A 20,964-nucleotide genomic window follows, 5' to 3' on the forward strand; every position below is an offset into this window, starting at 1 on the left:
GGCAAAGCGCTTTCCCGCTGTGATAAGTTTAGCAATCCGAAATGGGAGGATTTCGAATGGATATGACCGGCGAAGAACGCATCACCGCACCGCGCGATGCCGTATGGGCGGCGCTCAACGATCCCGAAGTCCTCAAGCGCTGTATTCCGGGCTGTCAGACCCTGGAGATGAAGTCGCCCACCGAGCTCGCCGCCTCCGTCAAGATCAAGATCGGCCCTGTCTCGGCAACCTTCAACGGTGAGGTGACCCTCTCCAACATCAATGCGCCGGAAAGCTACACGATCTCGGGCGAGGGCAAGGGCGGCATCGCCGGCTTTGCCAAGGGCGGCGCCGATGTCGTGTTGAAAGAAGACGGCGCGGAAACAGTGCTGCAATATAACGCCAAGGCCCAGGTTGGCGGCAAGATCGCTCAGCTCGGCGCCCGCCTGGTCGATTCCACCTCGCAGAAGCTGGCGCAGCAATTCTTTGCCGATTTCAACGCCGCCGTTTCGGAAAAGGCGGGTACGTGATCCCGGCCATTGGCGGCTGTCCGTTCATCGGCTAATTCTTGATCATGGATTTGATGATCAGGACGCCGCGGCCGTCGGACCGCGAGGAGCTTGCCGATATCTATCTCGCGGTCCGCCGCCAGACTTTCACCTGGGTCGATCCGTCGCGCTTCAAGCACGAGGATTTCTTTTCCCATACGCAAGGCGAGCTCGTCTGGCTCGCCGAGACGGCGGATGGCTCTGTTGCCGGCTTCATGACGCTCTGGGCGGCCGACGATTTCATTCACATGCTTTATATCCGCAAGGAATGGCAGGGCAGGGGCGTCGGAACGGCGCTGCTGGGCGCACTCCCTGATTGGCCGCGCCACAGATACCGGCTGAAATGCCTGGTCAACAATGTGGGCGCCAAGGCCTTCTATCTCGCGAAGGGCTTTGCCGTGACCGGCACCGGAAGTTCGGCCGAAGGCGAATACGAAGAGCTGACCTTCGATCCGTCACGCCAATCAGCGTGAGGGCAGCTGCCCGGCGATCTCTTCCGCACGCGCCTTGTGGCGGCCGGCCTCGCCCTGCCAGCGGATCGCTTCCTTGGCTTCGACGCGCGCCCGCTTGCGGTGCTTGCCCTGGCTGAACCAGGTGACGGCAGAGCCGGCGAGCATGCCGATGATCAGCGCGATGAACAGGAAGACGAAGAACGGCGCGGAGAGCGACAGAACCTGATCTTCCGGGCGGAACGGGTTGAAAGCAAGCGTCACGCTCTGCCGGTTGGCCACGCAGAAGATGATCAGGATGATGCCGAGCGGCAGCAAAATCAAAAGGTTGGTGATCTTCTTCGCCATGTATGGCCTCCGCGCATTATGGCGCCGTCGTTGAAACGGCGCTTCTCAAGCTAAGAGCAGAATAGGAATCCGGTGGCGAACTTCAAGCGCGGTTTCGCCGCAGGTGAAAGGCTCAATCGTCCTGATCTGCCTGGCCGGGGTTCAGCCGTTCGCGCAGTTCCTTGCCGGTCTTGAAGAAGGGAACCCACTTTTCCTCGACGAAAACGGTATCGCCGGTGCGGGGGTTGCGGCCGGAGCGCGATGGGCGGTTCTTGACGGAAAAGGCGCCGAAGCCGCGCAGCTCGACGCGGTTGCCCGCCGCCAGTGCATCGGTGATCTCGTCGAGGACGGCATTGACGATATTCTCGACGTCGCGGTGATAGAGATGCGGGTTGCGCGCGGCAACTATCTGCACCAGTTCCGACTTGATCACGGTCGCCCCCTTAAATTATTGATTTCTTATCAATCGCGGCCAAACTGCCAAACTGAAACGAGCCCGTCAAGGAGCAACTTTTGTGGCAGAATGCCCTCAAGGTCCTGGGCTTTGAAGAGGTCGCCGTAGCCGAGAAGTGTGGCGACCTTCGAAACCGCGCCGGCGAGCAGGAAGGGCGTGTTGCTCTTCTTGTCCCAATCGACCACCGGCAGGTCCTTGCTGATGTCCCGCTTGGCCAGATAGTCGCGGATTTCAGGGTCGCCGCCGAGCTGGTCGATCAGCTTCACTTTCAGCGCCTGGCGGCCGGTATAGATCGTCCCGTCAGCGAGCTTAAGTACTTCATCGCGTGGCAGTTTCCGGCGATCGGCGACGAGATCCACGAACCAGGCATAGCTGTCCTGGACCATGTTGTTGATCATCGCCTTGGCCTCTTCGCTGGTATTGTGGAAGGGCGAGGGCTCGGCCTTCAGCGGAGAGGACTTGATCTCCTGCAGCGACACGCCGAGCTTTTCGAGCAGCGGCTGGATCTGCGGATACTGGAAGATGACACCGATCGAACCGGTGATCGAGCTGTCCCCGGCAATGATCGTGTCGCCGGCCGTGGCGATCATATAGCCGGCGGAAGCCGCGAGCGTGCGCACGTCGGAAACGACGGGCTTCTTGGCGGAGATCGCCCGGATCGCCTTGAAGATCTTCTCGCCGCCGTAGGTCGTGCCGCCCGGCGAGGAGATCGAGACGATCACGGCCTTCACCTGATTGTTCTCTTCGATCTTCTTCAGCCGCTCGAGCAGCTCGTCGTCATCGGTGATCAGGCCGGAGATCGTCACATGGGCAATCTGCGGACGGCTCTGCTCGATATCGCTGCGGAAAAACAGGTAGAGCGAGAGGCCGAGCGCCACCAGAAGCACCGCTGCTGCGATCCGCCAGAAGCCCAGTCGCCGGCGAAGTCTGCGGCGGTCGGCGATCGTCGAGCTGTCCATAAGTCCTCCGGGGCCTGAGACGGCCACAATTCACAGCGATATCAGATAAGGCGGCATGCTGTTGTGAAAATGCCGGTTTGCCGCGTTTTCTTGCCTTTGTTGCTTGTTGCAGAAAAAAATCCATATTGGCAAGGTAATGTAATAATGCGAAACGATCTGTGATCGGCCGAAGTAGTTCCTATATAGGAATGCCGATCGACAGACACGGACAGACTTAATGCTCGATACGATCAACAGCGGCGGGAAGGCTGCCTTTGCCCGACCCGCGCGCACTGCCTATGGCGCTGCGCTCAGTCATTCGGGGCGCGTGCGCCGTCTGAAGGTGCTGCTTCCGGTCGCCGCCGTCGTCGTGTCGCTGGCCTTCATCGCCGTCTCCATGGTCCGCGCCTATCTGCCGGAAAACCTGAAGATCGAGGGCGCCAAGATCGAGAATGGCAAGGTCGTCATGGCCAAGCCCGCGATCGCCGGTCGCAATTCCGATGGCATCAATTATTCGATGCTAGCCGAGCGCGCCCTGCAGGACATCAAGAATCCGAGCCTCATCACGCTGGAGACGATCAAGGCGGCCGTCCCTGTCAACGACGATCTGATCGCTCGCGTCGAGGCGCAATCGGCCGATTACGACCGCTCGACCGACAAGCTCGCGCTCACCTCGCCATTCACCGTTCTCCTGAGCAACGGTCTGACCGCCGATTTCAAGTCTGCCAAGCTCGATATCAAGGGTGGCAGCATGAGCACGGACGACCCCGTAACCATTACCAAAGAGGGAACTTCGGTTGTTGCGAACTCCCTCAAGATGACGGATAAGGGTCGCGTGATCACGTTCGAGGGGAAAGTTCGTATGAACGTCGATCCATCCGCCATCCGCAAACAGGGCACCTAACAGCCGGGTTCTTTAATGACAAAAGATTGTCACTCTCCAATTCGTAAGCTTGGCGCAGCAGCAACCGGCGGCGCTCTGGCGCTTCTGATGATTGCAGGAGCTGCATTCGCGCAGGCAACGACCAGCCAGATGGACGGCCTCAAGCTCGACAAGAACGAGCCGATCCAGATCGAGAGCGACAAGCTCGAAATCCACGACCAGGAACACAAGGCCGACTTTACCGGCAACGTGAAGGTCGTTCAGGGCAAGACGACGCTGCAGGCTGGCCACATGACGGTCTTCTACAAGCCGAAGGCAAATGCCGACGGTCAGGCGACGGATGCGAATGCCAAGCCGGATGCCGGCGCTGCATCGATCTCGTCCGGCAACGCCGATATCGACCACATCGTGGTCACCGACAAGGTTTTCCTGAGCTCCGGCACACAGACGGCAACCGCCGATAACGGCGCCTTCGACATGGCGGCGCAGACATTCATCCTGAAGGGCGACAAGGTTGTGCTCTCGGATGGCCCGAATGTCTTCACCGGCTGCCAGCTCACGGTCCACATGCAAACCGGACAGGCACAACTGGACAGCTGCGGGGGCCGCGTCCAGATTCAGCTCGATCCGAAGTCCCAGAAGAAGAACTGACCCGGCCCTCTCGTGAAACTTCTCTCGCTTCCCAAAATGTTCGGCAAGTCCGCGCCGCAGGCCGCGGACGCATCTGCCGGAGACAAAAGCCGTTACCAGGGCACGCTGATTGCGCGCGGTCTGACGAAGACCTACAGCACCCGGCGTGTCGTCAATGGCGTGTCGCTGGTCGTCCGGCGCGGCGAAGCGGTAGGGCTTCTCGGGCCGAACGGCGCAGGCAAGACCACCTGTTTCTACATGATCACTGGTCTCGTGCCGGTCGATGAAGGCACGATCGAGATCGACGGCAACGACGTCACGACCATGCCGATGTATCGCCGCTCGCGCCTCGGTGTCGGTTACCTGCCGCAGGAAGCCTCGATCTTTCGCGGCCTGACGGTCGAGGAAAACATTCGCGCCGTTCTCGAAGTTCACGAGAAGGACAAGGCGGCACGCGAGAAGAAGCTCGACGAGCTGCTCGAAGAGTTCCACATCTCGAAGCTCCGCAAGGCGGCAGCCGTATCGCTGTCGGGTGGTGAGCGCCGGCGTCTGGAAATCGCCCGCGCGCTGGCGACCGACCCGACCTTCATGCTGCTCGACGAACCCTTCGCCGGCGTCGATCCGATTTCGGTCTCGGATATCCAGAACCTCGTGCACCATCTGACGGCACGCGGCATCGGCGTTCTGATCACCGACCACAATGTCCGCGAGACCCTGGGTCTGATCGACCGCGCCTACATCATCCATGCCGGTGAAGTTCTGACGCATGGCCGGGCCAACGATATCGTCAACAACCCTGAGGTTCGCCGCCTCTATCTTGGCGACAATTTCAGCCTTTGATACGGTCGAAGGCGACGGAAATTCACCTTCCCGCCACACTTGAGCTTGACCAAATAGAATAAAAAAGCAATTTTTGGGCCAACTGGATTTCCGTGGCCTGAAATGCTTGTTCGGACGCGGCTTCCCGGAGGAAATGAACGGGAGTTTCGCGTCCGCCATGGCCCTGTCTGCCAATCTTTTCCTGCGACAGAACCAATCCCTCGTCATGACGCCGCAGCTGATGCAGTCCATCCAGCTGCTGCAGATGACGCATTTCGAACTCGTTCAATTCATCTCCCAGGAAGTCGAAAAGAACCCGCTGCTGGAATTTCCGTCAAATGACGCGGAAACGGGCAGCGAGCGTGACGGCGAAGATGATCCCCACGCCCACCAGCAGGATGATGACGAGCGCACCGATGCGCTTTCCGGCGACTGGTACGACAATGGCAGCGAAGGCAGCGTCAGTCACCTGAGCGAAGAGCTCGATTCCAACTATTCGAATGTCTTCCAGGACGACGGGGCGCCACAGCGGGCCGATGCGCCGGAGCTGATGAGCCAGTGGAAGTCGATGCCCGGCAGCGCCGAGGGCGAAGCCTATGACCTCGATGACTTCGTCGCCGGCCAGGTTTCGCTGCGCGACCATATCGTCCAGCAGGTGCCCTTCGTCCTGCCTGACATGGCCGACCGGCTGATCGGCCAGCATCTGCTCGATCAACTCGATGAGGCCGGCTATTTCCAGGGCGATATCGCCGAAGCCGCCGAACGGCTCGGCGCCACGACGGTCGATGTGGAGCGTGTGCTCGGCGCGCTGCAGACCCTCGATCCGCCCGGCGTCTTTGCCCGCAACCTCGCGGAATGTCTGGCGATCCAGCTACGCCAGAAAGATCGCTTCGATCCGGCGATGCAGGCCTTTGTCGCCAATCTTGAACTCTTGGCGCGCCGCGATTTCTCGACGCTGAAGCGCCTCTGCGGCGTCGATGAGGAAGATCTCCTCGACATGCTGACGGAGCTTCGCCAGCTCAATCCGAAGCCCGGCAGCGGTTTCGAGACCGGCGTCTCCGAAGCGATCATGCCGGATGTCGTCGTGCGGCCGTCGAGCGACGGCAGCTGGCTGGTGGAGCTCAATCCCGACACGCTGCCGCGCGTGCTGGTCAATCAGTCCTATTTCGCCAATGTCACGAAGAATGGCGAGGAGCACGCTTTCCTCTCCGAATGCCTGCAGAATGCCAACTGGCTGACGCGCAGCCTCGACCAGCGCGCCAAGACGATCATGAAGGTGGCGACCGAGATCGTCCGCCAGCAGGATGCGTTCCTGCTCCATGGTGTCGATCATCTGCGCCCGCTCAATCTGAAGACCGTTGCCGACGCCATCAAGATGCATGAATCGACCGTCAGCCGCGTCACCTCGAACAAATACATGCTGACGCCGCGCGGGCTCTTCGAGCTCAAATACTTCTTCACCGTCTCGATCAGCGCCGTCGAAGGCGGCGATGGACACTCTGCGGAGGCCGTCCGCCACAAGATCCGCATGCTGATCATGCAGGAAAGCCCGGAAGCCGTGCTGTCGGATGACGACATCGTCGACATGCTGAAAAAGGGCGGGATCGATCTCGCCCGCCGCACCGTCGCCAAATACCGGGAAGCGATGAACATCGCCTCTTCGGTGCAGCGCCGCCGCGAAAAGCGGGCGCTCGCCAAGGTCGCCGGCTTCTGAGCCCCTGACGGCCGGGCGTTGACTTTTTGGTAACCTCCGTTTATTAGCCCGCCGCAATTGGCGCTGTGAACAGCGTTCAGACTTATCCCCATCATCCTCAGGGCGCTTGAAGCACGAGACTTAAGCCGATCTTGCTTGAGTTTGCGCGAAGTGCTTGGATGAGAAGTAGGCTTGGCGTAAACTGGTACCGCAAACCACTATAAGAAGGGAAACTCCATGAGTGTGCGTGTATCCGGTAAACATATGGAAATTGGTGACTCGTTCCGTCAAAAGATCGAGGACCAAGTGGCCATGGCCGTCACGAAATACTTCGACGGGGGATATTCTGGTCAAGTGATCGTTGAGAAGTCGAGCTCGCGCTTCTCGGCCGATTGCAAGCTCCACCTCGATAGCGGGGTCGTGCTGCATGCGGCTGGTGAGGCGATGGATCCGCAGGTGGCTTTCGATGCCGCTTCGGAGCGTATCGAGAAGCGTCTGCGCCGCTACAAGCGGAAGCTCAAGGATCATCATGCCGGAAATCATCTGAACGGTTTTGCGGAAGTCGCCTATACGGTCATGGACGCTGTGCCTGACCACGAAGAAGAGGTTCCCGACGATTTCGCCCCGGCCATCGTGGCCGAGAGCACGAAGCAGCTGAAGACAATGTCCGTCGCAACCGCCGTGATGGCGCTCGACATGACGGACGAACCGCTGCTCCTGTTCCGCAACCCGGGCAAGGAACATTTGAACATCGTTTACCGCAGGCATGACGGTAATATTGGCTGGATCGACGCAGCCAATATCAAGAGCTGAGATCGGGCGATGAGCGGCGCCAAGCGCCGCTCTTCCAATCACCCGGCTTCGGCCACAGAAGGAAAAAGAAATGGCATTGGCAGATCTGCTGCATCAAGATGCGATTATCCCCGCCCTCAAGATAAATTCCAAGAAACAGCTGCTTCAGGAATTGGCGGCAAAGGCCTCGAAAATCACGGGCCTGTCTGAGCGGGAAATCTTCGACGTCGTGCTGCAGCGTGAACGTCTGGGTTCGACCGGCGTCGGCAATGGCATCGCAATTCCGCATGGCAAGCTCGCCAGCGTCCGCTCGATCGTCGGCGTCTTCGCACGTCTCGAGAGCCCGGTCGATTTCGAGGCTCTGGACGATCAGCCTGTCGATCTCGTTTTCCTGCTGCTCGCTCCCGAAGGGGCGGGCGCCGATCATCTCAAGGCCCTGTCGCGCATCGCGCGCGTGCTGCGCGACCAGGATCTGGTCGCCAAGCTGCGCGCCACCGACTCCGCCTCGGCGATCTATGCCTTCCTCAACGAAGAGCAGACTTCGAACGCCGCCTGAGATTTTCAATCGCAGAAATGAAAGAGGCGCCCGGTCATCCCGGCCGCCTCTTTTCGTTTGAGATGAGTTAGTTCTCAGAACTCTTCCCAATTGTCCTGCGCGACTGCGGCCGAACCATGGGCGACAGCAGCCCGGCGCGGTGCCGGAGCCCGGTATGCGGGTGCTGCGACAGGCGCGCGCATATGCTCGGCGGTTGCCCGCAGCGCCGCACTGTTTGCCTGGCCGGAAACCCGGAAGCGCAGCACGAGCGCCTTCAGCGTCTGCGCCTCGTCGTTCAGTGTCACACTGGCCGCCGTTGCTTCTTCCACCATCGCGGCGTTCTGCTGCGTCACCTGGTCCATCTGGTTCATGGCCTGGTTGATTTCCTTCAGCCCGATCGCCTGCTCGCTGGCAGACGCTGAGATCTGACGGATCAGGCCGTTGATGCCCATGACCTGCTCGGCGATCTTGTGCAGCGTACCGCCGGCGCGGCCAACGAGGTCGACGCCTTCCTTGACCTGAACGGCCGAGGTGTTGATCAGCGTCTTGATCTCCTTTGCGGCACTTGCAGAGCGTTGTGCGAGCTCACGGACTTCCTGTGCGACGACGGCGAAGCCCTTGCCTGCCTCACCGGCACGCGCGGCTTCGACACCGGCATTCAGAGCCAGCAGGTTCGTCTGGAAGGCGATCTCGTCGATGACGCCGATGATGCGCGACACTTCCGTGGACGACTGCTCGATGCCGTGCATCGAGGCGATCGCCTTCTGCACGACTTCACCGGACTTCTCGGCATCCTCGCAGGCGAGGTTGACGTTATCAGCTGCGGTGCGGGCGTTCTCGGCGCTCGAATTGACCTGGGCGGTCAGCTCGTTCAGCGCTGCAGCGGTCTCCTCGAGGCTTGCAGCCTGCTGTTCCGTGCGCTTGGCAAGGTCGGAGGCGCTGTTGCTGATCTCGCTGGTGCCGGAGCCGATATTCACGACGCTCGTGTTCATCGTATGGACGGTCTCTTCGAGGCTGGCGAGCGCGGCGTTGAAGTCCTGCTTCAGCTTCGCGTATTCGCCCGGGAAATCCTCGTTGATGCGGTGGCCGAGATTGCCTTGCGACAGTTCGGAAAGACCGGCACCGACGATCGAGACGATCTGGCGCTGCAGCGCGACCGACTGCTGGCGCTCGCTCTCCGAGCGGCTGCGCTCGGATTCAGCTGCGCTGCGCTGGTTGTTTGCTTCGGCTTCAAGGCGGCGCGTATCGGCAAGAGCGAAACGGAAGCCTTCCAGAGCCTTGGCGACCGAGCCGATTTCGTCGGCACGATCCTGACCGGCAACCGGCTGATCGTAGGCGCCGTCGCTCAGCTTCTTGACGCCGGCGACCAGCTGGCCGAGCGGCTTCTGCACGAAGGAACGGACGGCGAAGTAGAGGGCCAGCATGACCGCGCCGAGGACGAGAATGCCGCCGACGATCATCATGACGGTCTGATCCTGAACCGGGGCATTGATCGCGGTGTGCGGTACGTCGACGAGGACGACCCATGTCGCGTTGAGATCCGGGACGGCGAACGGATAGACGACGCGGTCGAAGGGCTCGTAACCATCGAAGGTCAGGTTGCGGACAACGGTCGGCGCCATCGACGCGCGGGCGTTCTTGATCTCGGTCGAGCCGTCGCCTTCATAGGGCTTCGACATCAGTTCCTTGGTCGGCGCGACGATCCAGTTGCCGTTCTGGGCAACGAGCGTGACGCGGCCGGAGCCGAACGGATGCAGAGCCTGCAGCTTGTCGGTCAGCGACTTCAGAGAGATGTCGACGCCTTCGACGCCGATCATCTTGCCACCCGAGACAACCGGGTAGGCGATCGAGGTCAGGAGGGTCGGAACGTCGGTGCCTTCGGCGAGATAGGGCGACGTGATCGCGCCCTTGCCGCTCTCGGCAGCAAGCTTCCACCACTCGGCGGTATAATCGTTATCGAAGGTCGAGAACTGGATGGCGCCATCCTTGGTCTTCGACCAGTAGGGCGTGAAGGCGCCAGCCTTGTTGGTGCCCTGATCGAGCTTGTCGGCAATCTCGGTTGTCTTGCCGTCGAAGGCGCCGAGCTGCTCGCAGAACCAGCTGCCGAAGGCGAAGGGGTTCTTTTCGAGATTGGCCTTCAGGACGTTGATGATGCCCTTGCGGTCGAAATTGCCGCCCTCGTGGCCGCGGCCGACGACACCGGACATGGAGCGCGCTGCGCTGGCGAGTTCGCCGACATTGGCGGCGATTTCGTTGGCAATGGCTTTGGCTTCAAGATTGGCCTGATCCATCGTCAGGGTCTGCACGCGGTTGCGCGTCTGATCGATCAGGAAAAAGTTGGAAACGAAAAGAACGAGCGCGATTGCAACGCCCGTGATGACAATAAGCTTTGCGGCAAGCGACTTCATGCGAAAGATGAACATGGTGCCTCGGCGGGGCGACTTGCCGGACGAACATTTCCGGCAAAGGCGAGGTGAGCCGCTTCGTCATGGAGCGGCCGTGGGGCTAAACCGGGCACCCTCTGAGGAGGCCTGGCGATCGCCGAAAAGATCGCCAGAAATCTCTTAAATTTGAGTGAAATTGTATGAAAGCGGACCGTTAGTAGTCTGAACGCCTTCACTTTTTGCTTGCGTCTATCGGAAACAGAAAAGTCTATAGCTTGTTTGCGACTTCGGCACTCAGCGGGATCGACGGCTGGGCTCCGGCCTTGAGGCAGGCAAGCGATCCGGCAACGGCTGCTCGGCGCAGCGCGGCCTCGAAATCGAGCCCTTCATCGAGGCTGGCGGCGAGGTATCCGCAGAAGGTATCGCCGGCGCCGACCGTATCGACCGGCTCGATCTTCAGACCCTTTGCGCGCACCAGCTGGCCGTCGCGAATGGCGATCACGCCATCGGCTCCGAGCGTCACGATCAGCGTCTGGCCGGTCTCGCCATGCAGGCGCTGAAGCGCGGCCTCGCGGTCGCCCGCTGTCATGTTCTCCTGGCCGGCAAGCAGCTCGAATTCCGTCTCGTTGGCGATGACGATATCGGCGAGGCGCCCGAGGCGTGCGGCATCGGCAATCAGTGGCGCGAGATTGAGCACGGTGCGAACGCCCTTCTTGCGGGCGGCTTCGAGCGCACGCTCCACCGCAGGCGCGGGAACCTCAAGCTGCAGCATCAGGATATCACTGGCATCCATCGCTGCGATCGCAGCATCGGCATCCGCCGCGTTGATCGTACCATTGGCGCCGGGCACAACGGCGATCATGTTCTCACCATCGCCGCCCACGAGGATCAGCGCAGTGCCGGTCGGCCCTTCGACGCGCTTGACGGTTGCGAGGTCGGTTCCGGCGTCATCGAGCAGCGCCAGCGCCGGCGCCGCAAATTCGTCCTTGCCGACGGCGCCCGCCATCCGCACCGTGCGTCCAGCGCGCCGGGCCGCCAGCGCCTGATTGGCGCCCTTGCCGCCCGCCGCAGTCGCAAAGCCGTTTCCGGCGACCGTTTCACCGGGCTTCGGCAGGCGTGCGGTGGTGGCGATGAGGTCCATATTGATGGAGCCGAACACAGTGATCATGTGAATGTCCCGTCCTTTGATTTTGGCGCGACACTGCCCGAAGGCCTCACTCTTCGTCAACTACCCTGAGCTTGAGAAGGCCGGTGCGGCTCTCGACGGATTTCGCGGCCGGCTGCGCGTCGCGCTCCGGCTTGGCGCCGTCAGCGGTCGCCTCGAATTCCAGCGCTTCGATCTTGGAGCCGCGCTTGGTCAGCTTGTCGGCAGAGGTGACGATCATGTCGACATCCTTCTGCGCCATGGCGAAATGACCCTGCAGCTTGCGCACACGCTCGTCCAGACGTCCGAGATCGTCCATCAGGTTGGCGACCTCGCCCTGGATCACATGCGCCTGCGCGCGCATGCGCTGATCCTTGAGGACGGCCTGGATCACCTGGATCGACAGCATCAGCAGCGACGGCGAGACGATGACGATCCGCGACCGGTGCGCCTTCTGAACGATCGGCTCGAAATTCTCGTGGATCTCGGCAAAGATCGATTCCGACGGCACGAACATGAAGGCCGTGTCCTGCGTCTCGCCCTGAATCAGGTATTTCTCGGAAATATCGCGGATATGAATTTCCATGTCGCGGCGAAACTGCTGGGACGCCGCCTTGCCTGCATCCGAACCGCCGGCATCGCGGATCGCGTTCCAGGCCTCCAGCGGAAACTTGGCGTCGATGACCAGCGGCGGCGCGCCATTCGGCATCTTCACCGTGCAGTCCGGGCGCGAGCCGTTCGACAGCGTCTGCTGAAATGCATAGGCGCCCATCGGCAGGCCATCGGCGACGATCGTTTCCATGCGCGACTGGCCGAAGGCACCGCGCGTCTGCTTGTTGGAAAGGATCGCCTGCAGGCCGACGACATCCTTGGCAAGCGTCTGGATGTTGTTCTGCGCCGCATCGATGACGGCCAGCCGCTCCTGAAGCCGCTGCAAGTTCTCGTGCGTCGATTTCGTCTGTTCTGTGATCGTATGGCTGACGCGCTGCGACATGCCGTCCAGCCGCTGGTTGATCGCCTGGTTGAGCTCGGCCTGACGAGTGCCGAAGACCTCGGCCATCGTCGAGATTCGGCCCTGCATCTCGGCCTGGATCTTCAGGAGTTCGGCCATGCGCGCATCCGCTTCGGCGGAGCGAATGGCCGCTTCCTCATTCTGCTCCCGTCTGAGATTACCGCTCCTGAAAAGCAGGAAAACCAGCAGGACGATCATCGCGGCGATGGCGCCGCCGACGAGAGCAAGAATGGCCGGATTGATGGCGGCGAGCGAAATGGCGAGCGAGTCGGCAGAATTGTTCATGCCCCACCATAGCAAACTTCAGCGCCCTGACTAGATCAAAACGTGAACATATCAACAGCTGCAGGAGATGCCGCCAAAAGGTCGCAGCCTGCCAAGTTGCTGCAACGATAAATCGTAGCGGGGTTTAACGATTGCTCAACCATATTTTAGAAATGTCGCAGCGGAAACAATTCCTTACATCGCCCCCGGCAGACAGAGATCATCATGACCAGCCAGCATTCGCAGTCCTCCCTCAAGCAGCGCCTTGATTTCATCGAGCTCGATGATACCGCGCGAAAGACGATGAGCGAGATGCGGCCGGTGATCAGCTCGCTGGTCGGCGGTGCACTGGACAAGTTCTACGCCAAGATAGCCAAGACCCCCGCAGTCGCCGGTTTCTTCTCCGACAAGTCGCATATGGGTCACGCCAAGAAGGCGCAGGAAAACCACTGGGCGAACCTCGCGGGCGGCAATTTCGACGAGACCTACGTGAAGGGCGTCACCGCCGTCGGCCGCACGCATGCGCGCATCGGTCTGGAGCCGCGCTGGTATATCGGCGGCTACGCGATCGTCATGTCCGAACTCGTGAAGGGCATCATGGAGAAGCAGTGGCCGTCGATGTTCGGCCGCCAGCAGGGCAAGGCGCTCGCCGAAAAGCTCTCCGCCGTCATCAAGGCCGCGATGCTCGACATGGATTACTCGATCTCCGTCTATCTCGAGGCGCTCGAAGAGCGGCGCCACAAGCTGGAAGAGGAGCGCGCCAAGGCCGAGGCGGATCAGGCGATGGCGCTCGATCATTTGCGCCGCGGCCTCGAAGCGCTGTCGAACGGCGATCTGGAAGCCTCCCTCCCGGCCGACCTGCCCGGCAATTTCAAGCATATGGCCGAAGACTATAACCGCGCCGTTGCGGCTCTGCGCAGCTCCTTCGGTTCGGTCCGCAGCACGTCTGCCGAGATCCTGAGCGGCACCAACACCATCTCCAAGGCAACCGACGATCTGGCGTTGCGCACCGCGCAGCAGGCAGCCGGCGTCGAGGAGAGCTCGGCCGCCCTCCAGCAGCTGTCCGTCAGTGTCGGCCTGACAGCGGCCAATGCCGAGAAGGCCTCCGACGCGGTTCGCGAGACGCAGCAGCGTGCGAAGAGCTCCGGCGAGCTCGTCAGCAGCGCCGTCTCGGCCATGGCCGGCATCGAGAAGTCATCCGACGAGATCGCCAAGATCATCGGCGTCATCGACGAGATCGCCTTCCAGACCAACCTTCTGGCGCTGAATGCCGGCGTCGAGGCCGCCCGTGCCGGTGAAGCGGGCAAGGGCTTTGCCGTCGTGGCGCAGGAAGTTCGCCAGCTTGCCCAGCGCACGGCGGAAGCTGCCAAGGAGATCAAGAACCTGATTTCGGAAAGCTCCGCCCAGGTGGACGAGGGTGTCGGCATCGTCAGCAGCACTGGTGAAGCTCTGAACGACATGATCAGCCGCATCGACATGATCAACCATGTCGTCGCCGAGATCGCCGCTGCCGCCCGCGATCAGGCAACCGGTGTCAACGAAGTCAGCGTCGCCATCCGCAACATGGATACGATCACCCAGCAGAATTCCGGCATGGTCGAGCACACCTCTGCCGAAACCCGCCGCCTGCGCGGCGAGGTCAGCAATCTCATGGATCTGCTGCAGCGCTTCCGCACCCAGGCCGATATCCGCGGCACCATCAGCCGCCGCGCTGCGTAAGGCGAATACGGCGATTTTCCGGAGGCGGCAGCAAAAAACCGCCTTCGGAAGTTTCGGGATAATTCCCACGCCCAAAAAGATAGGTTATGGGAACGCCATGACCATCAAGCCACTCATCATTCTTCCCGATCCCATTCTCCGTCAGGCTTCCAAGCCGATCGAGCACGTCGACGATGAACTGAAGCGTCTCGCCGACGACATGCTGGAAACCATGTATGACGCGCCGGGCATCGGCCTTGCCGCGATCCAGATCGGCGTACCGCGCCGCATGCTCGTCATTGACGTCTCGCGCGAAGGCGAAGACAAGCAGCCGCAGGTTTTCATCAATCCCGAAATCCTGAAGTCTTCGGACGAGCGCTCTGTCTATGAAGAGGGCTGCCTTTCTATCCCGGATTACTATGCCGAGGTCGAACGTCCCGCCACGATCACCGTCAAATATCTCGACCGCGACGGCAAGGAACTGACCGCCGAAGCCGACGGCCTGCTGGCGACCTGCCTGCAGCACGAAATCGACCACCTGAACGGCGTGCTGTTCATCGACCATATCTCGCGGCTGAAGCGCGAGATGGTGATCAAGAAGTTCACCAAGGCTGCGAAGTCGAAGGCGATCTGATCTGTGCATTGAACGCGCTCTGCCGACGTATTATGATATCAGCGATATCATGAGAGAGGTGCCGCATGGGCGATCTTCTGATCCGCAATATTCCCGACGCGATGAAGCGAGACATCGCTTCGCGCGCCGAGAAAAACGGCAATAGCCTTTCCGACGAGGCGAAAAGCCTGCTGCAGAAGGCGATGGTCGGCACCTCGGGCGCGGACAAGCCGACACGGTCTGCGCTCGATGGCTTTCGTGAAATATTCTCGCCGCTGACTGAAAAAGAGCAGGAAGAATTCGCGCGTGTCATGGATGAGCTTGAGGCCGAGCGCAAAAAGGATTTCGGCCGGCCTCTTGAGGGCTTCGATTGATCGTTCTCGACACCAATGTGATATCGGAGATTGCCAGACCCGCTTCGAATGCCAAGGTCCTCGCATGGGCAGCCGCACAGTCTGAAGACCACCTCTACCTTTGCGACGTTGTCCTCATGGAGCAATCGTATGGGGCGGAGCGAATTTGGCTTCGAGATAAGTCTCCCCGTTACCGCGAGGTGCTAGATCGGCTACTGGTGGTTTACGGCGGTCGAATACTGGCATTCGACAGACATACGGCAGTTGAAACGGGCAGGCTTCGTGCCCGTCGCGAAGCGATCGGAAGGCCGGTCTCTCTGCAGGACGCCATGATCGCCGCCATCTGCCTTTCGCACGGCGCGACGCTGGCGACCCGCAACATAAAAGATTTCGAGGGGCTTGATCTCAAGCTCGTAAACCCGTTTGAAGACGGCTGATCGGTAAACGGCGGACAGAATGTCACTTCGCATCATCTTCATGGGCACGCCCGAATTCTCGGTTCCGACGCTGCGCACGCTTGTCGATGCCGGGCATCAGATCGTTGCCGTCTATTCGCAGCCGCCGCGTCCGGGTGGCCGCCGCGGGCTCGATCTGCAGAAGTCGCCGGTGCATCAGGCCGCCGAAATGCTCGGCCTGCCGGTCTTCACGCCTGTTAATTTCAAGGATCAGGAAGAGCGCGAGAAATTCCGCGCCCTCGATGCCGATGTCGCCGTCGTCGTTGCCTATGGCCTTCTGCTTCCCGAAGCGATTCTCACCGGAACGCGCGACGGCTGCTACAACGGTCATGCCTCGCTGCTGCCGCGCTGGCGGGGTGCCGCACCGATCCAGCGGGCGATCATGGCCGGTGACGCAAAGACCGGCATGATGGTGATGAAGATGGAAAAGGGGCTGGATACCGGCCCTGTCGCGCTCACCCGTGAGGTCGAGATCGGCCCGAACATGACGGCCGGCGAACTGCACGACAAGCTGATGCATGTCGGCGCCAAGGCGATCGGCGAGGCGATGGTTGCGCTCGAAAGCGGCAACCTGCCGCTGACGACTCAGCCGGACGAAGGCGTGCTCTATGCGAGCAAGATCGACAAGGGCGAAACGCGGATCGACTTCGCAAAGGCGGCTGCTGACGTTCACAATCACATCCGCGGTCTGGCGCCGTTCCCGGGTGCGTGGTTTGAACTCGAAATCGGCGGCAAGCCGGAGCGCGTCAAGGTTCTCGGATCCGAACTCGCCGAAGGCAATGGCCCGGCGGGCGAGTTGCTGAGCGACGATCTGGTCGTTGCCTGCGCGACCGGCGCTATCCGGCTGACCCGATTGCAGAAAGCCGGCGGCAAGCCACTGCCTGCCGCAGACTTCCTGCGCGGCACGCCGCTTACTCGCGGCGCAAGGATCAGCTGATGCCGCGCTACCGGATGACCGTCGAATATGACGGCGCGCCCTATGTCGGCTGGCAGCGCCAGGACAACGGCCCGTCCGTACAGGGCGCCATCGAGGCCGCGATCCTGTCGCTCAGCGGCGAGACCGTTTCGATCCGCGGCGCAGGGCGCACCGATTCCGGCGTTCATGGGCTCGGCCAGGTCATCCATGCCGATCTCGCTAGGGAATGGTCACCCTTCAAGCTGCAGAATGCACTGAACGCCCATCTGAAGCTCGCCAGCGAGCGGGTTTCCATCCTTGATGTCGAGGCCGTCAGCGATCTCTTCGACGCGCGCTTCTCGGCGCTGCGCCGCCACTATCTCTACCGCATCATCACCCGCCGCGCGCCGCTGGCGATCGAGGCCGGAAAGGCCTGGTGGGTGCCGAAGGTTCTCGATCACGAGGCCATGCATGCGGCCGCCCAGCGCCTCGTCGGCAACCATGATTTCTCGACCTTCCGCTCGGCTCATTGCCAGGCAAACAGCCCGGTGCGCACGCTGGACAGGCTGGATGTGACCCGTACGGGCGAGCTCATCGAAATCCGCGCCACGGCGCAGAGCTTCCTGCACAATCAGATCCGCTCCTTCGCCGGAACGCTGAAGCTCGCCGGTGAGGGAAAATGGACGCCTGACGATGTGCAGGCAGCGCTCGAAGCGCGTGACCGCAAGGCCTGCGGCCCGGTCGCGCCGCCGGATGGTCTCTATTTCATGCAGGTCGACTACCCCGATGTAATCACGGATAGGCGCGCAACGGCGGAGAGCACCGATGACGGTGAAGATCTATCATAACCCGGCCTGCGGCACCTCGCGCAACACCCTGGCGATGATCCGCCAGTCAGGCGAGGAGCCCGATGTCATCGAGTATCTGAAGACGCCGCCAACCCGTGGCGAGCTGATTGCCCTGATCGCAGAACTGGGGATGTCCGCACGCGATCTGCTGCGCGAGAAGGGCACGCCCTATCACGAGCTCGGCCTCGATAATCCCGCATTCTCGGACGATGAACTGGTCGATGCGATGATGGCCCATCCGATCCTGATCAACCGGCCGATCGTGGTGACAGAGAAGGGCGCGCGCCTCTGCCGTCCGTCCGAACTGGTGCTCGACATCCTTCCCAATGCCGATATCGGAAGCTTCACCAAGGAAGACGGCGAAGTCGTTCCCGGCCGAAATCAGGCCGGATAGATCCCGAGAAACTTCTGCAGATATTCGGCAAGCATCATCGTCGGCACCAGAAGTGCCAGCGTCAGCGCCCCGACCATCAGCCCGTGGCCGTGAAAGATCATCCGCAGGATGCGCGCCAGGATGAAAACCTGCGCGATCATTAGGATCAGCAGCAGGATGGAAACGATGCTGACCGTGCCCGGAATGAAGAACACCAGCGCCAGCAGCAGGCCGTTGATATAGGAGAGCGGCACACCCAGCCAGTTGACGCTGACGACGACGGCGGCAAAGCGGTTGCCCATCTTGAAGATCAGCAGCAGGATGCCGGTGAGAACCAGCGGCACGAACCAGTTGGCGATCTCGACCATTCCCAGCCGGAAATAGAAGGGCAGGCCGACATCGTAATGCGGCGGCATCGTCTGCAGGAAGGCCTGTCGCCACCAGAGCCAAGAAATCCCCATCGGCGGCAGGCACCAGACCATCGCCCAGAAGGAACGGTTGACGCCGCGATCCGAGACATCGAGAAAGCGGAAGCCGCGCGGATCCATGCGGATCAGCAGCCAGAGCCCCGCCAGATAATATTGGACTTCCCTAAGCCCCGGCATTCTCGAACCAGCGCTCGATGAAGGTTTGATAGATCTGCGTCAGCGTCTCCAGGTCGGCGACCGACACGCGCTCGTCGACCATGTGCATCGTCTGCCCGACGAGGCCGAATTCGACGACCGGGCAGTAATCCTTGATGAACCGCGCATCCGAGGTGCCGCCCGTTGTCGAGAGCTTCGGGGCCTTGCCCGTAATGTTCTCGACGGCCGAGGAGAGCGAGGCGATCAGCGCATTGTTGCGCGTCAGGAACACATGGCTGGGACGATCGGCCCAGATGATCTCGTAGCGAACCGGCTCGCGGCCCGGACGCAGTGCGCCCTCTGCCGCAGCCGCATCGAGACGGCGGATGATTTCCGCCCGCAGCGTATCGGCGGTCCAGGTATCGTTGAAACGGATGTTGAAGCTCGCCGTCGCCTTCGCCGGAATGACGTTGGTCGCCGGGTTGCCGACATCGACAGTCGTCACTTCGAGATTGGAGGCCTGGAAGCTCTCGGTACCGCCATCGAAGGGCGGATCCATCAGCGCCGTTGTCAGCTGCAGCAGGCCGCGCACCGGATTATCGGCAAGATGCGGATAGGCGGCATGGCCCTGAACGCCGTGAACGGTGATCTTGCCCGAAAGCGAACCGCGGCGGCCGATCTTGATCATGTCGCCGAGCGCATCGGGATTGGTCGGTTCGCCGACGACGCAGGCATCCCAGCGCTCGCCGCGTTCCGCCGCCCATTGCAGCAGCTTGATCGTACCGTTGATCGAGGGTCCCTCTTCGTCACCGGTGATCAGGAAGGAAATCGAGCCCTTCGGTGCGCCATGCTTTTCGACATGGCGCGCAACAGCTGCCACGAAGCAGGCGATACCGCCCTTCATGTCGACGGCGCCGCGGCCGAACATTTCCCCACCGGCGATTTTCGCCGAAAAGGGCGGGTGCGTCCACGCCGCCTCGTCACCGACAGGCACGACATCCGTATGTCCCGCAAACATCAGGTGCGGGCCGTCATTGCCGATCCGCGCATAGAGGTTCTCGACATCGGGCGTGCCCGGCTCGGCGGCCATCACCTTGTCGACCTTGAAGCCGAGCGGCGAAAGCATTGCATCGAGCGCCGAGAGCGCGCCACCTTCGGCGGGCGTAACGGAGGGGCAGCGGATGAGGGTCTGGAGATTGGCGACGGGATCGGTAGCGGTCATGACGGTCGAATTATCCGGCAGGAATGGCAAAGGCATGGCGAGGCGGAGACCGCCTCGCGTTAAGAGGGTGCCGTCTGTTTACCGGATCGCGGTCCGGCTGTCACTGCAGCTTAGTCGCGCAGCAGCTCGTTGATGCCGGTCTTCGAGCGGGTCTGCTCATCGACGCGCTTGACGATGACGGCGCAGTAGAGATGCGGTGCCGGCAGGCCGTTCGCCATGGTCTTGTTGCCTGATGGCATCGAGCCGGCGACGACGACGGAATAGGGCGGTACTTCGCCATACATCACTTCGCCGGTGGCGCGATCGACAATCTTGGTCGACTTGCCGATATAGACGCCCATGCCGAGGACCGAGCCCTCGCGGATGATGCAGCCTTCGACGACTTCCGAGCGGGCGCCGATGAAGCAATTGTCTTCGATGATCGTCGGGCCGGCCTGCATCGGCTCCAGAACGCCGCCGATGCCGACGCCGCCCGAGAGATGCACGTGCTTGCCGATCTGCGCGCAGGAGCCGACCGTCGCCCAAGTATCGACCATCGTGCCTTCGCCGACATGGGCGCCGAGGTTCACGAAGGAGGGCATCAGCACGACGTTCTTGGCAATATAGGCAGAGCGGCGCACGACGCAGTTCGGAACGGCGCGGAAGCCGGCGTCACGATACTGGTTCTCGCCCCAGCCTTCGAACTTCGAGGGAACCTTGTCCCACCAGGTCGAATTGCCCGAGCCACCCTTGACGACTTCCATGTCGTTCAGGCGGAAGGAGAGCAGCACGGCCTTCTTGAGCCACTGGTTGACCGTCCAGGCGCCATCGGCACCACGCTCGGCAACGCGAGCCTTGCCGCCATCGAGCAGTTCGAGCGCAGCTTCCACCGCATCGCGAACTTCGCCCTTGGTGGACGTGCTGACGCTGTCGCGGTTGTCGAAGGCCGCTTCGATGGTCTTTTCGAGGGATGCGAGATCGGTAGCGCTCATGAGGATTCCTTAAACTTCGAACTTTATCCTGAAGGCTACAGCGCCTCCGGGAATTGTGATCGGCAAGATGCGATCTGCTCTATCGCATGGACGCCCAAAATGGAATGATTTTTCGAACCAGA

General features: G+C 61.4%; 24 protein-coding genes. 15 read left to right on the top strand and 9 right to left on the bottom strand.

Annotated features, from left to right (window positions below; genetic code table 11):
- Positions 1 to 56: 56 nt before the first annotated feature.
- Positions 57 to 509: an SRPBCC family protein gene (locus tag ACODR6_RS14505; RefSeq protein ID WP_112713693.1), complete on the top strand. Its 453-nt coding sequence runs from the start codon at positions 57 to 59 to the stop codon at positions 507 to 509.
- Positions 510 to 553: 44 nt separating this feature from the next.
- The gene (locus tag ACODR6_RS14510; RefSeq protein WP_489022750.1) at positions 554 to 1,000 is read left to right on the top strand and encodes a GNAT family N-acetyltransferase; all 447 of its coding nucleotides are present in this window, start codon (positions 554 to 556) and stop codon (positions 998 to 1,000) included.
- Here ACODR6_RS14510 and ACODR6_RS14515 read toward each other — a convergent pair.
- The 3 genes from ACODR6_RS14515 to sppA form a co-directional block, all read right to left on the bottom strand.
- Positions 992 to 1,324, bottom strand: a complete 333-nt coding sequence (locus tag ACODR6_RS14515) for a LapA family protein (RefSeq protein WP_112713689.1) — start codon at positions 1,322 to 1,324, stop codon at positions 992 to 994. The genes ACODR6_RS14510 and ACODR6_RS14515 overlap by 9 nt on opposite strands.
- Positions 1,325 to 1,436: 112 nt before the next feature.
- Complete coding sequence (locus tag ACODR6_RS14520) at positions 1,437 to 1,736, bottom strand: integration host factor subunit beta (RefSeq protein WP_018898213.1); 300 nt, start codon at positions 1,734 to 1,736, stop codon at positions 1,437 to 1,439.
- Between the two features lie 29 nt (positions 1,737 to 1,765).
- Positions 1,766 to 2,716 (bottom strand): signal peptide peptidase SppA, encoded by a 951-nt coding sequence (gene sppA / locus ACODR6_RS14525; RefSeq protein ID WP_112713687.1) that lies wholly within the window; start codon positions 2,714 to 2,716, stop codon positions 1,766 to 1,768.
- A 217-nt stretch (positions 2,717 to 2,933) separates the two neighbouring features.
- Between sppA and lptC the strand changes: the two genes are divergently transcribed.
- The 6 genes from lptC (at position 2,934) to ptsN (ending at position 8,068) form a co-directional block, all read left to right on the top strand.
- The gene (gene lptC, locus ACODR6_RS14530; protein WP_112713685.1) at positions 2,934 to 3,599 is read left to right on the top strand and encodes an LPS export ABC transporter periplasmic protein LptC; all 666 of its coding nucleotides are present in this window, start codon (positions 2,934 to 2,936) and stop codon (positions 3,597 to 3,599) included.
- A 15-nt stretch (positions 3,600 to 3,614) separates the two neighbouring features.
- Complete coding sequence (locus tag ACODR6_RS14535; RefSeq protein ID WP_112713683.1) at positions 3,615 to 4,229, top strand: LptA/OstA family protein; 615 nt, start codon at positions 3,615 to 3,617, stop codon at positions 4,227 to 4,229.
- Between the two features lie 36 nt (positions 4,230 to 4,265).
- Positions 4,266 to 5,048, top strand: coding sequence for an LPS export ABC transporter ATP-binding protein (lptB, locus tag ACODR6_RS14540; protein ID WP_112713681.1), 783 nt, complete (start codon positions 4,266 to 4,268; stop codon positions 5,046 to 5,048).
- A 157-nt stretch (positions 5,049 to 5,205) separates the two neighbouring features.
- Positions 5,206 to 6,741 (top strand): RNA polymerase factor sigma-54, encoded by a 1,536-nt coding sequence (gene rpoN / locus ACODR6_RS14545; protein WP_489022802.1) that lies wholly within the window; start codon positions 5,206 to 5,208, stop codon positions 6,739 to 6,741.
- 216 nt (positions 6,742 to 6,957) lie between these two features.
- Positions 6,958 to 7,533 (top strand): ribosome hibernation-promoting factor, HPF/YfiA family, encoded by a 576-nt coding sequence (gene hpf, locus ACODR6_RS14550; protein ID WP_489022751.1) that lies wholly within the window; start codon positions 6,958 to 6,960, stop codon positions 7,531 to 7,533.
- A 70-nt stretch (positions 7,534 to 7,603) separates the two neighbouring features.
- Complete coding sequence (gene ptsN, locus ACODR6_RS14555; RefSeq protein ID WP_489022752.1) at positions 7,604 to 8,068, top strand: PTS IIA-like nitrogen regulatory protein PtsN; 465 nt, start codon at positions 7,604 to 7,606, stop codon at positions 8,066 to 8,068.
- Positions 8,069 to 8,142: 74 nt separating this feature from the next.
- On the opposite strand, the gene ACODR6_RS14560 is transcribed toward ptsN, so the two are convergent.
- From ACODR6_RS14560 to ACODR6_RS14570, 3 genes are all read right to left on the bottom strand, one after another.
- The gene (locus tag ACODR6_RS14560; RefSeq protein ID WP_489022753.1) at positions 8,143 to 10,470 is read right to left on the bottom strand and encodes a methyl-accepting chemotaxis protein; all 2,328 of its coding nucleotides are present in this window, start codon (positions 10,468 to 10,470) and stop codon (positions 8,143 to 8,145) included.
- A 229-nt stretch (positions 10,471 to 10,699) separates the two neighbouring features.
- Positions 10,700 to 11,599, bottom strand: a complete 900-nt coding sequence (locus ACODR6_RS14565) for a ribokinase (RefSeq protein WP_203429683.1) — start codon at positions 11,597 to 11,599, stop codon at positions 10,700 to 10,702.
- A 46-nt stretch (positions 11,600 to 11,645) separates the two neighbouring features.
- Positions 11,646 to 12,872 carry a DNA recombination protein RmuC gene (locus ACODR6_RS14570; protein ID WP_112713669.1) on the bottom strand — a complete coding sequence of 409 codons (1,227 nt, stop codon included), beginning with the start codon at positions 12,870 to 12,872 and terminating at the stop codon, positions 11,646 to 11,648.
- 204 nt (positions 12,873 to 13,076) lie between these two features.
- On the opposite strand from ACODR6_RS14570, the gene ACODR6_RS14575 reads away from it, so the two are divergent.
- The 7 genes from ACODR6_RS14575 (at position 13,077) to arsC (ending at position 18,107) form a co-directional block, all read left to right on the top strand.
- Complete coding sequence (locus tag ACODR6_RS14575; protein WP_130279185.1) at positions 13,077 to 14,570, top strand: methyl-accepting chemotaxis protein; 1,494 nt, start codon at positions 13,077 to 13,079, stop codon at positions 14,568 to 14,570.
- Between the two features lie 97 nt (positions 14,571 to 14,667).
- Entirely contained in the window at positions 14,668 to 15,183 is a 516-nt protein-coding gene (gene def / locus ACODR6_RS14580; protein ID WP_489022754.1) for a peptide deformylase, read from the top strand.
- Positions 15,184 to 15,248: 65 nt separating this feature from the next.
- The gene (locus ACODR6_RS14585) at positions 15,249 to 15,536 is read left to right on the top strand and encodes a FitA-like ribbon-helix-helix domain-containing protein (RefSeq protein ID WP_203429682.1); all 288 of its coding nucleotides are present in this window, start codon (positions 15,249 to 15,251) and stop codon (positions 15,534 to 15,536) included.
- Complete coding sequence (locus ACODR6_RS14590) at positions 15,533 to 15,952, top strand: type II toxin-antitoxin system VapC family toxin (RefSeq protein ID WP_203429681.1); 420 nt, start codon at positions 15,533 to 15,535, stop codon at positions 15,950 to 15,952. The genes ACODR6_RS14585 and ACODR6_RS14590 overlap by 4 nt, the downstream gene beginning before the upstream one ends.
- A gap of 19 nt (positions 15,953 to 15,971) precedes the next feature.
- The gene (gene fmt, locus ACODR6_RS14595) at positions 15,972 to 16,907 is read left to right on the top strand and encodes a methionyl-tRNA formyltransferase (RefSeq protein ID WP_203429680.1); all 936 of its coding nucleotides are present in this window, start codon (positions 15,972 to 15,974) and stop codon (positions 16,905 to 16,907) included.
- Positions 16,907 to 17,713: a tRNA pseudouridine(38-40) synthase TruA gene (truA, locus tag ACODR6_RS14600; protein ID WP_489022755.1), complete on the top strand. Its 807-nt coding sequence runs from the start codon at positions 16,907 to 16,909 to the stop codon at positions 17,711 to 17,713. Before fmt ends, truA begins: the two co-directional genes overlap by 1 nt.
- Positions 17,691 to 18,107 (top strand): arsenate reductase (glutaredoxin), encoded by a 417-nt coding sequence (gene arsC, locus ACODR6_RS14605; protein WP_413710882.1) that lies wholly within the window; start codon positions 17,691 to 17,693, stop codon positions 18,105 to 18,107. The genes truA and arsC overlap by 23 nt, the downstream gene beginning before the upstream one ends.
- Here arsC and ACODR6_RS14610 read toward each other — a convergent pair.
- From ACODR6_RS14610 to dapD, 3 genes are all read right to left on the bottom strand, one after another.
- Positions 18,095 to 18,691 carry a hypothetical protein gene (locus ACODR6_RS14610; protein ID WP_025555447.1) on the bottom strand — a complete coding sequence of 199 codons (597 nt, stop codon included), beginning with the start codon at positions 18,689 to 18,691 and terminating at the stop codon, positions 18,095 to 18,097. The genes arsC and ACODR6_RS14610 overlap by 13 nt on opposite strands.
- A complete protein-coding gene (dapE, locus tag ACODR6_RS14615; protein WP_489022756.1) occupies positions 18,678 to 19,871 on the bottom strand; it encodes a succinyl-diaminopimelate desuccinylase in 1,194 nt (397 codons plus the stop codon). The genes ACODR6_RS14610 and dapE overlap by 14 nt, the downstream gene beginning before the upstream one ends.
- A gap of 110 nt (positions 19,872 to 19,981) precedes the next feature.
- Positions 19,982 to 20,842, bottom strand: a complete 861-nt coding sequence (gene dapD, locus ACODR6_RS14620; RefSeq protein WP_489022757.1) for a 2,3,4,5-tetrahydropyridine-2,6-dicarboxylate N-succinyltransferase — start codon at positions 20,840 to 20,842, stop codon at positions 19,982 to 19,984.
- Positions 20,843 to 20,964 lie beyond the last annotated feature (122 nt).

The sequence above is a fragment of the Rhizobium sp. FG96 genome (assembly GCF_057808655.1).